Source organism: Shewanella sp. MF08487, from assembly GCF_050848685.1.
Taxonomy (GTDB): Bacteria; Pseudomonadota; Gammaproteobacteria; order Enterobacterales; family Shewanellaceae; genus Shewanella; species Shewanella glacialipiscicola.
In genome coordinates this window covers 88692-99149 of sequence record NZ_JBOZPB010000019.1, presented here as the reverse complement: position 1 = coordinate 99149, position 10458 = coordinate 88692, and the positions used below count along the sequence as shown (strand labels likewise).

Genomic DNA, 10458 nt, shown 5'->3' with positions numbered 1-10458 from the left:
TTGCTTGGTGACAATAGCCTTGTGGAACCACCTGATCCCATCCCGAACTCAGAAGTGAAACGCAAACGCGCCGATGGTAGTGTGGGGTCTCCCCATGTGAGAGTAGGTCATCGCCAAGCGCCTAATTTAGGTTAATGTGTAAACGTTAGCTTAAAGGAGCGGTAGTTCAGTTGGTTAGAATACCGGCCTGTCACGCCGGGGGTCGCGGGTTCGAGTCCCGTCCGCTCCGCCAACATAAAGAGATAAGCCTCATCGAAAGATGAGGCTTTTTTCGTTTTTAGTTGTGAGAAATGCATTATTAATCAAAAACGCCGCGTAGAATTATCTATCTGCGGCGTTGTCATTTATCTCTCGTCTCCAAAAATTAACGTAAAACTCGTTGGAAAAATGACACAGCTTGCAGGTACATTTGCAGTGCCAGTGCGGCATCGTAGCGCTCACCTTCATCACGCATAAAAGCATGCTGTGCATTGACTTCAAGCCAAGTGAAATGACAGTTTAATGCCATTAATCGTTGATGAATCAACACTCGACCTTCTGCAGATACATGGGGGTCTTGTTTACCAAACACCAGCACCAATTCCCCTTGAATATCGCCGCAGCGGCTCAGAGAATCATTGCCATAGGCGCAGGGTAGGGTATTTGAGTGGATATCGGTTGGATAGAGGCAAAATGCACCGAGTATAGCGGGATTCAGTGCGGCGCGATAAGCTAAGTGCCCACCGATACACACGCCCATGCTCCCCACTTTACCACTGCAATAGCCTTGTTGACGGGCAAAGCCTACTAGCGCTTGGGTGTCACTATCATGCTGTTCTAAAGACTTAGTAAATTTATCGGCGTTACCTTTATCTTTACCTGACTCATCGTAGGCTAGCACTGTACCTAAGGGATTGAGTTCGTGGAATACTTCGGGGACTAACACCACAAAACCGTGGCTCGCGAGAATATTAGCTGCGCGCGCAATAGGCGCCGTTTGCTGAAATATTTCAGAATAAAAGATAATGCTTGGGAATTGTCCCAGTGCTTCTGGGCGGTAGATATAAGTGCGCATTGACCCTGAGGACGTAAAGATATCCTGAGTTTCCTGAATCACTAACATATTAAGATCCACTATATGAGGCTTCAAAGGTGAAGCCTCACTTTAGCAGTCAGAATTTTGTCTGTCAGTTAAAACAGTTCGTTACCTGATAGTTCACCTGCAGATAGTGCTTTTATGTTACTTAAAGTCGTTTTGGCAATGGCGCTTAGGGCTTCTTCGGTGAGGAAAGCTTGATGCCCCGTGAAAATTACGTTATGGCAGGCTGATAAACGGCGAAATACATCATCTTGAATAATTTCATTCGATTTATCTTCAAAAAATAGGCCTTTTTCGTTTTCATATACGTCTAAGCCGAGTGAACCTATCTGACCTATTTTTAACGCTTCCATGGCATCGAAGGCATTTAGCAAGCCACCGCGGCTAGTGTTAATCACCATCACGCCGGGTTTCATTTTAGCGAAACTGGCTTGATTGAGTAGATGATGGTTATCGGCTGTGAGTGGACAGTGTAGGCTGATAATGTCACTGTTAGCATAAATGGTTTCAAGATCCTCATACTTCACATTGAGTGCTAATACTTCTGGATTAACGTAAGGATCTGCTGCGATGACTTTACAGCCAAAGCCAAGTAGTACTTTAATCGTTGCCACACCGATTTTACCAGTACCAATCACACCGACGGTTTTACCAAACATGTTAAAGCCGACTAAACCTTCAAGTGAGAAGTTAGCATCGCGGGTGCGCTGATAGGCTTTATGGATTTTACGATTGAGTGTCAACATTAATGCGACTGTGTGTTCAGCAACAGACTCAGGTGAATAGGCCGGTACGTTAACGACTTGCATGCCCAAACGCTTGGCAGCGACTAAATCAACATTGTTAAAGCCAGCACAACGCATCGCGATTACTTTAGTGCCACCCTTAGCCAGCTCGACGAGTACTTCTTCGCAGAGTGAGTCGTTGACAAAAGCGCAGACAATTTCAAACCCTTCTGCAAGTTTCACTGTTTGCATGCAAAGGCGATAATCAAAATACTCAATTTGTGCACCAAAGGCGGTATTCGTGTGGTCAAAATACTGCATGTCGTAATGTTTTGCGCTAAAAAATCCAATTCTCATTTCAATCTCCTACCGAGTTTGCAGATAGTGTTATCTGCTAAAGAGTGTAAGTGACTTAGGCCTTTTTGTCCTCAGCCTTAGAAAATCTCCCGTTAAAAGAGTGAGCTTTGTCATCAATTGTTTAATAGTTATAAAAAAGCGAGCCAAGATGGCTCGCTATGGATTTATGACACTTAGCTTTACATTCTTTAGTTTATAACTTTGGGCTAGTGATCCTTGGCAAATTTAGCCGCTTCAGCACCGGCAATACGGCCGTAAGTGACGATGTCGGATACTGCATTACCACCTAGGCGGTTAGCACCGTGAACGCCTCCGGTTACTTCGCCCGCGGCATAGAGACCTTGGATGGGTTTACCGGTTTTTTCGCTCTTCACTTCGGCTTTAGTATCAATGACAACGCCACCCATAGTGTGGTGAACAGCGGGGGCAATTTCTAATGCGTAGAAAGGTCCGACATTCAGTTCTCGCGGTAAATCAGGACGTTCAAATTGAGTATCTTTACCTGATTTCACAAAACCGTTATAGGCAGCGATAGTTTTTGCCAGCTCAGCAGCAGGAACATTAAGTTGTTTCGCTAACTCTTCGATGGTTTTACCTTCTTTAACGATATTCAGGTGCACATAACCTTCAATCGCCTTTAAGCTCTTGCGGATTGAGTCATCAAAGACTAGATACGCACTTTCGCCTTTTTGTTGCAAAATGGCCGCAGAAGCTTTGTCGCGGGTGGTAATTTCGTTCATAAAGCGTTTACCTTCACGGTTAACCACGATAGCACCGTTACCACGAACCGCTTCGGTAATCATCACGCCACCCGCTGGTGAATAGGTTGGGTGAGCTTGAATGAACTCTAAATCACGAGTAGCTGCGCCAGCTTGCTGAGCTACGTCTAGGCCATCACCGGTTGCACCTGGGTGGTTAGTGGCTTTAAAGCCTTTTAACTTAGGGTCGTACTTAGCAACACGCTCGTTATTTTTAGCAAACCCCCCTGCTGCAATAACAACTGCATCGGCTTTGATGACGTAATAGCCGGTGTATTCGCCTTTGACTAATACGCCAGTCACATTGCCTTTCGCATCTTCAATAATGCGGACAACACGGCTATTTAGGCGGATATCAGTACCGCGCTTAACGGCGTTGTCCCACAGGACTTGTGCCACATGTGCACCCACACCAGCGCCACCCGTTGGACGGTGACTGCGGTTAACACTAGCGCCACCCATACGGCCAACGTCTGTCATATCGGCACCCATAGAGGTTAGCCAATCGATAGAGTCAGAAGAGTTATTCGCGAGGACTTTAACCAGCTCAGGATCGTTGATGTTACGGCCACCTTTCATAGTGTCGTCTATCATGATTTGCTTTTTGTCTTCAATATTTAACTTAGCTTGTGCCTTGGTTTCGGCAGCGTTCATTCCACCAGCGGCAAGTTTAGTATTCCCCCCTGGAACCGGTTCTTTTTCTAACAGGATAACGTTAGCGCCAGCATCACGGGCTGATACCGCTGCGGCAAGACCTGCACCACCTGAACCTATAACGACCACATCAGTGGTTTCTTTTACGCCCGCAGCAATGGCTTTATCTTGTGCTGCTTTGTCGGCATCAACAGGGACAAACTTACGTTCCCATTTACCACCGTAAGGCATGTTGAAGTCAAAACTATGGCAAGCATCGCAATAGGTGACTGACTTTTCGTGACCTTTATGGCAACTGGTACAAGCAATTTCGCCTATAAGGTGAGATTTATGTGGTGATACTTTATCTTTAGGTGCGGCGGCGGCCAGTTCTTTTAAATCGCCGTGACAGCTAACGCACTGAGCATTTTCATGGCTAAGATTGTCATCGCTGACGCCACCTTTGTCTGAAACATGGCAGCTATCACAACTGCCCATTTCACCGTGAAAATCAGCTAGCACTTCTGGAGCTGCATAGGCTGTTCCTGCCATTGCACCAGAGATCAGCATGGCTAGTGCTGTTTTTTGAATTTTTGTTGTGAACATGATAGTTCCTCCGCCGTACATTCATCTACTTAATAAGGGGTATTTGTCGTGGCGTGATATTGATTTTCTGCATAGCTCACGCGCTTTTAGAGTATTCTCCATTTGCCAATTTAGCACTATCTAAAGAGGTATATATGTGTTCAGGTCACATAACTTTTTTATTGCGGAAATAACTTATTTAATGTGTGCAACTGAATTGAATATATGAATTTAGTAGAGGCTAATCACTGGTCGAATACGGTATAACTTGCGTGAGTTAACATATAGTGAGAAGTCATTGTAATGTGATGGAATATAAGTAATGTTAATTACTATGTGATGCATTATCCTTTTGTTTTTATGATTATTATAATTTTATCATTACGAGTGGCATGCGTGATTTATTATCGAGAGTTCTCCTCATCATATTATTTCGTCGATATTTATTACATCCAAGTATAATTAATGTTTATATTACTGATTTTCAGAGAGTTATGATGCAAAAAAAAGTGATATCAGAAAAACGTTTTTGGTTTCAACGTTTAAGTAAAACCAGTTTAAGGGCATTACATATTTTAGGCATCATTGGTGTTGGTGGGGGGATTTTATTGGGTGTTGATAAAGTGCAGTGGCTGAATTATTGGTATCTTGCTATGACGACGGGCTGCATATTAATGCTATGGGAAATCGTACGGGATTGGCGCTGGCTTATCCAACTTAAGGGCGTGTTAACGATCGTCAAAGTAGGCTTGCTGAGCTTATTTGTACCTTTGGCGACTTTTAAGCCTGAGCTGTTGGTTTCGATTGTTTTTCTCTCTGTGATTGTATCCCACGGCCCCGCGGGGCTGAGGCACTATTCTATTGTGCACCGTCGGCAAATCGACTCGAAAAAAGAAATTAAGGGCTAATCATGACGTTAGTCACTCGTGCGTCAACCGTAACTCCAGCAGTACTAATCACAGAATTTGCTTGGCCTAACTTATGCTTTGATGAACTTAAGGTGCTTGATCTCGCTTGTGGTTCTGGACGTAATGGGTTGTGGTTTTTAGCACAGGGGGCTGAGGTGACGTTTATTGACAGAGATCTCTCTGGCATGTCACACATTGAGCATATGAATGCCCACAAATATCAATGTGATTTAGAAGCAGAAGCTGCGCCATTATTGCCAATTGAGGCATATGATATTGTCTTAGTATTTAATTATCTGCATCGGCCATTATGGTCACAAATCATCAATGCGGTTAAGGCTACAGGCGTTATAGTCTATGAAACCTTTACAGCGCAACAAGCTCAGATAGGCCTACCCCGTAACCCCGATTTCTTACTGACTGAAAATGAACTTAAATCAGTGTTTGCTAACTGGCAGTCTTTACATTACTTTGAAGGTCAGTTATGTGATCCGCAGTCCACTCACAATAGTTATAAAGCACAGTTGATTGCACGAAAGCCTAAAACGTAAGTTTATCGATTGATATAAAAGAGGCCGTAGGATGTTTCCCTATCCAGAGCAATATCGCATTGCAACACCACCGCTAACCACTGCCACTATGGTTGTTTGGGCTTTATTAAGTCATAGCTTATTTTCCGATGCCAGCCCTGTGGCACTTTATCCGCTGTTAGTGCTTTTTCCGCTAGTGATTTCTATACACTTATATTTGATTTGGCTAGCAAAAGGAATGGGACGACTCGATCAGTGTTTTTATGCTTTAGTGCATATCCCACTGGCATTTGTAGTGTGGACATTTACCATTATGCATGTGAATGGTAATGCTTTTTCTTAAATGACTCTGACTGCCTATCAACAAATAAGCAAAAAAAAAGCGCCCTATCATTAGAGGCGCTTTTTTGATGCTAACAAGCAAACAATTAGGCCGTAGTGTTGATATTGTGGCCTGCATTGCCTACTGGCTTTGGCGCTGCGGCAGCAATTAAATCTACCGCAATTTTACCTTCGGCTTTTTGCTGCTCTTTGGCTAATTGAGCAACCTTAACGCCAATTGCACCATTTTCTAAATTAGGTGCGATAGCTTGGGTGTTCAGTGAAATTGACATAACTAACCTCGATTGTAAGCTGAGCCCATCTATCGGCGGATCCTATATTTACTTTAGTCATAATAGGTTAATTTGCCTATTTTCGATTACTTTTTATAAGTTGCTAACCATTTTCGACCCAGTAAAATCATCGCCGTGATCCCGAGTGAACCAAAGATTAACCCGAGTGCCAATCCCACATTTTGCAGTGCTGTTGGGTCGATAACCAGTGCAATCCCCATACCGCACATCATCACACCTGACATAAGTTTTAGCGTTTGTCCTTCTTTTTCAGTCAGTTTGCGTTTGCCTAAGGTCGCACTGAACACGATAACAATAATCGCTAGCGGTATTACATAAACAATATTGTACAAAACCAGGTACATATAGCGTTCAATGTCAGGTAAATTATGCATAGACAGTACGCTGGTGTAGATCATCGGGAAGCCCGCGGTACAGAGTAATTCATAGGCGTTAGCGAGAATGGCTAATACGGTAGAGCCGATAAGTAACGCACCTAAGCTACTGGAGTTAGACAGTTTGCCCATACGCTTGATCAAACTGGTGCGATTTTCTGCCGACATCGACAGCGTGACATCTCCCTTAGTAAAGAAATAATCCTTGACGTTGATAACGCCAGCTATCAAGGCTAAGCAACCTGCCGCTAGGATGATCATGCCACCATCGCTACCCGCGCCCAGTAATTGGAAGATGTTCAACCACGCGGTCATAAATAAGAAATAGATAAAGCCTGAGAAGAACACGAAAATTCCGCCAACCAGCAACATGCGGCCGCGACTCTTGGCGTTGACCATGATTGACAATAAAAATAACAATACGAAAAAAGCGCAGGGGTTAAATGCATCAACACCTGCGAGCACTAAGGTAAGTAGCGGTAGCGACATGGTCTCGGGCGTGACTACGCCAATTAAGGGTAATTCAACAGGTTGTACTTCAGATTGGCCATTTGACTGCGTGGCTGGCTCATTCAAGCTAGTGGCGTCGCAGGTACCGTCGCCAGTATCGGTGCCACAAGTACCAAAGAGTGGCGCATCCGCTGCTGCGTTTTGGGCTGTATTAGCCACTCCCTTAGTTGGTAAGTCTGCTTCGCTTAATTTACCGCCAAGGGATAAATAACAATTCTTCAGGCGATTGACTAAGAACTCCCCGGTGACCGCGGCACTTGAATAACCGATAATCGCTTTTTCACAACTGGCCATGTAGGGCACAGAACGCGCCTCTGTGCTGGTTTTAGCGGCGATGTTCTGCCAAATATCCTGCACGCCAGTGTCGGACACTTTATGGGATACAAGCTCTATCCAAGGGTATTTTTGTGGTAAGGAATCAATAAAAGGATGAGCTTCTGCACAATGGGGGCAGGTTTTTGACCAAAAAAAATACAGCTTAATTTTAAGCTCACCCTGTTCATTCACATAATGCCATGTTTGATCTGTTGTGTCTGACGACGCTATCTCGGCCCAACTTGGGATAGAAAAGGTAACGAGCAATAACAGTGAGAAACAGAGGGATAATTTCGATAGGTATTTTGTCATAGTGCCTCCCACTCATAGTGGGTTTAAGTATCGTCACACGATTTGGTTAACTCTTACTCTACTTAAATCAATCAGTTTGCTTAAATTAGATATGAAGAAGTGTTAGTTAACTCGCGAATAACCTATTTTTTGGGAACTGAAACAAGTTTATCTTTAGCGTAGTGCGTTGCGCACTTCGGGGGGCCACGAGTTCGGGTGTGCTCACTAGCTTAACTCTATTATAGCGTCATAAAAATAAAGCACCCTAAGGTGCTTTATTGCTGGCTAGAACAATGTGTATAGACGATAGGGTTAACCTAACGCTACGCCATTTACGCTGAGCTTAACGTCGATATTATTACGTGTTGCGTTTGAGTATGGGCAAACTTGATGTGCATGACGCACTAAAGCTTCAGCAGTCTCTAGCGGTAAATCTAAGCTGACCTCTAAGGCAACCGCTAATGCAAAACCACCGGCGTCATTGGCACCTATGCCTACATTGGCACTCACTGGAGCTTCGGTAATATCCACTTTGTCTATTTTGGCTACATGTAAAATCGCATTTGAGAAACAGGCTGCATAACCTGCGGCAAACAGCTGTTCTGGGTTAGTAGCAAGTCCACTTCCCCCCATGGCTTTTGGATAGGCCAACGCGACATCGAGTAAACCATCATCAGTACTGACTTGACCCTGGCGACCGGCTCTAGCTGTGGCGCGTGTTTCATAAAGTGTTTTCATAGTATCGACCTTTTAAGGTTAAGGATTAATTTTGGTTGTGCGCAATTCAATTGTGGTAAACTATAATTCGATCTTCAGTGTGAATGCAAGTATATTGTGCACAACATAGTTAATGTGTCGGATCTTCCTATGACAACAACCCAGTCCAATGTTCGTGCTAATTCTGTCGATATAACCCAAAATGCCAGCACAGATGATGCGTTATGTCTTGAAAATCAAGTCTGTTTCTCACTTTATAGCGCTGCGAATGCGATGGTGCGGGCCTATCGTCCTTTGTTGGATAAATTAGATTTAACCTATCCGCAGTATTTGGTCATGCTAGTGCTGTGGGAAGAGCAGGGGATCAATGTTAAAACCTTAGGCGATAAACTTTTTCTCGATTCAGGCACGTTAACGCCATTGCTAAAACGTTTAGAATCTAAAGGATTAGTGACTCGTGGCCGCAGCGAGCAAGATGAGCGGGTGAGAGTGTTAGCGTTAACCCCAGCAGGATTTACTCTCAAAACACTGGCAAGCGAAGTCCCCCATTTAATGCGTTGCAAAGTAGGGGGTGAGACGAGCGAGTTAAAAGCCTTAAAGGCTATTTGCGATCAAACACTTAAGCAATTACAAACTAGTGCAGATGCCCCTACTGCTACAGATATTTGATCTAAGACTCACTTATTGACATATTAACGCTTATGAACTGTTCGATTGAACCTGATTGTCTGTATGGTTGAGATGAACTATATAGTGAGGCAGTAGGTCGACCGTCTATTAAACGTGAGCGAGAGTGAGTTATGGCCTGTTTCGATATAGCGATTGTTGGCGGAGGGATTAGCGGTGTCGGCATTGCACAATATGCGGCTGCAGCGGGCTATTCCACTCTGTTGGTCGAAAAAGGCGAGATTGGCGGCCAAACGTCGGCTAATTCCAGCAAACTTATCCACGGCGGTTTGCGTTACTTAGAAACGGGTCAAATTAATTTAGTCCGTAAATCCTTACTTGAACGACGTCATTTGCTCGATCTGGCGCCCACTCTGGTTAAAGCTGTGCCGTTTTATATTCCCGTATATGGCAACAGTCAGCGTAGTCCTTTGACCATACGTGCTGGGTTGAGTTTATATGCGCTGCTAAGCCAGTTTGATCCCTTAGGACAATTTGTATCATTACCCGCTGTACATTGGCACCGTTTAACCGGGCTAAAACTCATAGGATTAAAGGCGGTATTTCAGTATTGGGATGCGCAGACCGACGATAAATTGTTAACGCAGGCCGTCGCGCGCAGCGCACAAGCGCTTGGCGCTGAGGTTTATGCTGAGGCTGAGTTGGTAGCATTAACGCATAGACGCGAGGGCTGCGAGCTGAGCTTTAACCATCGAGGCGAGACCCACAAAGCCGAGGCGAGATTAGTGATTAATGCTGCTGGCCCTTGGGTGAATGAGGTTTTGAGTAAAGTGTTACCTCCGCTAGCGGGTGTCGCACTCGATTGGGTGCAAGGCGCCCATGTGCTACTGGATATTCCCGCACCCAACGGCATCTTGTATTTAGAGTCTTGCTTTGATAAGCGGGTCATATTTGTGATGCCTTGGTATGGGCAAACCTTGGTTGGCACCACAGAAACAGAACTGGCTTCTTTGGATAAACCACCCGAGGCGACCGAGTCTGAAATTAATTATCTGCTGGGGATTTATAAACATTACTTTCCGCTAGCGCCAGAGTCCGATGCACTTAAAGCAAAGATAACCCAAACCTTCTGTGGTATTCGAGTCTTGCCTAAGCAAAATAGCCAAGCCTTTGAACGGCCGCGGGATACCCTGATGCAGACATCGATTTCCCATCCCCGAATACTCAGTTTGTACGGCGGTAAGTTAACCACTTTTCGTAGTACCTCGGCAGAAGTGCTTGAATGGATTGAAAAGGCCATTGGTAAGCGAGCATCGATTGCCGATGTGAATAAACTCACACTATCTTGAATGCGCCATAAATTGTGTGCTTGATGCGGATTTGAGTGCGCTTCAAGGTGATTTTTATCCGTAAAA

The 10458-nt window shown here is 44.6% G+C and carries 11 protein-coding genes, 1 tRNA gene and 1 rRNA gene; 7 read left to right on the top strand and 6 right to left on the bottom strand.

What is annotated here, in order from left to right; all coding sequences use genetic code 11:
• The first annotated feature begins 3 nt into the window (after positions 1-3).
• Positions 4-119, top strand: a 5S ribosomal RNA gene (rrf, locus tag ACRN9H_RS13740).
• 36 nt (positions 120-155) lie between these two features.
• Positions 156-232 (top strand) — tRNA-Asp (locus tag ACRN9H_RS13735).
• Positions 233-364: 132 nt separating this feature from the next.
• Here ACRN9H_RS13735 and ACRN9H_RS13730 read toward each other — a convergent pair.
• From ACRN9H_RS13730 to fccA, 3 genes are all read right to left on the bottom strand, one after another.
• Positions 365-1102: a dienelactone hydrolase family protein gene (locus ACRN9H_RS13730; RefSeq protein ID WP_432314471.1), complete on the bottom strand. Its 738-nt coding sequence runs from the start codon at positions 1100-1102 to the stop codon at positions 365-367.
• Positions 1103-1170: 68 nt separating this feature from the next.
• The gene (locus tag ACRN9H_RS13725; RefSeq protein WP_432314469.1) at positions 1171-2160 is read right to left on the bottom strand and encodes a 2-hydroxyacid dehydrogenase; all 990 of its coding nucleotides are present in this window, start codon (positions 2158-2160) and stop codon (positions 1171-1173) included.
• A 206-nt stretch (positions 2161-2366) separates the two neighbouring features.
• Entirely contained in the window at positions 2367-4157 is a 1791-nt protein-coding gene (gene fccA, locus ACRN9H_RS13720) for a fumarate reductase flavoprotein subunit FccA (protein ID WP_432314467.1), read from the bottom strand.
• A gap of 476 nt (positions 4158-4633) precedes the next feature.
• Between fccA and ACRN9H_RS13715 the strand changes: the two genes are divergently transcribed.
• Genes ACRN9H_RS13715 through ACRN9H_RS13705 form a run of 3 tightly spaced genes read left to right on the top strand, consistent with a single transcriptional unit; the run spans position 4634 to position 5917 of the window.
• Complete coding sequence (locus ACRN9H_RS13715; protein ID WP_432314481.1) at positions 4634-5044, top strand: hypothetical protein; 411 nt, start codon at positions 4634-4636, stop codon at positions 5042-5044.
• Positions 5045-5046: 2 nt separating this feature from the next.
• A complete protein-coding gene (locus ACRN9H_RS13710) occupies positions 5047-5595 on the top strand; it encodes a methyltransferase domain-containing protein (protein WP_432314465.1) in 549 nt (182 codons plus the stop codon).
• A gap of 31 nt (positions 5596-5626) precedes the next feature.
• Positions 5627-5917, top strand: a complete 291-nt coding sequence (locus ACRN9H_RS13705; RefSeq protein WP_432314463.1) for a hypothetical protein — start codon at positions 5627-5629, stop codon at positions 5915-5917.
• An 85-nt stretch (positions 5918-6002) separates the two neighbouring features.
• Here ACRN9H_RS13705 and ACRN9H_RS13700 read toward each other — a convergent pair whose 3' ends face one another.
• The 3 genes from ACRN9H_RS13700 to ACRN9H_RS13690 all read right to left on the bottom strand — a co-directional run bounded on the left by ACRN9H_RS13700 (position 6003) and on the right by ACRN9H_RS13690 (position 8437).
• Positions 6003-6188, bottom strand: a complete 186-nt coding sequence (locus ACRN9H_RS13700) for a hypothetical protein (protein ID WP_028759392.1) — start codon at positions 6186-6188, stop codon at positions 6003-6005.
• Positions 6189-6274: 86 nt separating this feature from the next.
• A complete protein-coding gene (locus ACRN9H_RS13695) occupies positions 6275-7720 on the bottom strand; it encodes a cytochrome C biosynthesis protein (protein ID WP_432314461.1) in 1446 nt (481 codons plus the stop codon).
• 291 nt (positions 7721-8011) lie between these two features.
• The gene (locus ACRN9H_RS13690) at positions 8012-8437 is read right to left on the bottom strand and encodes an organic hydroperoxide resistance protein (protein WP_432314459.1); all 426 of its coding nucleotides are present in this window, start codon (positions 8435-8437) and stop codon (positions 8012-8014) included.
• A 129-nt stretch (positions 8438-8566) separates the two neighbouring features.
• Between ACRN9H_RS13690 and ACRN9H_RS13685 the strand changes: the two genes are divergently transcribed.
• Positions 8567-9085: a MarR family winged helix-turn-helix transcriptional regulator gene (locus ACRN9H_RS13685; RefSeq protein WP_432314457.1), complete on the top strand. Its 519-nt coding sequence runs from the start codon at positions 8567-8569 to the stop codon at positions 9083-9085.
• A gap of 131 nt (positions 9086-9216) precedes the next feature.
• Positions 9217-10392: a glycerol-3-phosphate dehydrogenase/oxidase gene (locus ACRN9H_RS13680; protein ID WP_432314455.1), complete on the top strand. Its 1176-nt coding sequence runs from the start codon at positions 9217-9219 to the stop codon at positions 10390-10392.
• Positions 10393-10458 lie beyond the last annotated feature (66 nt).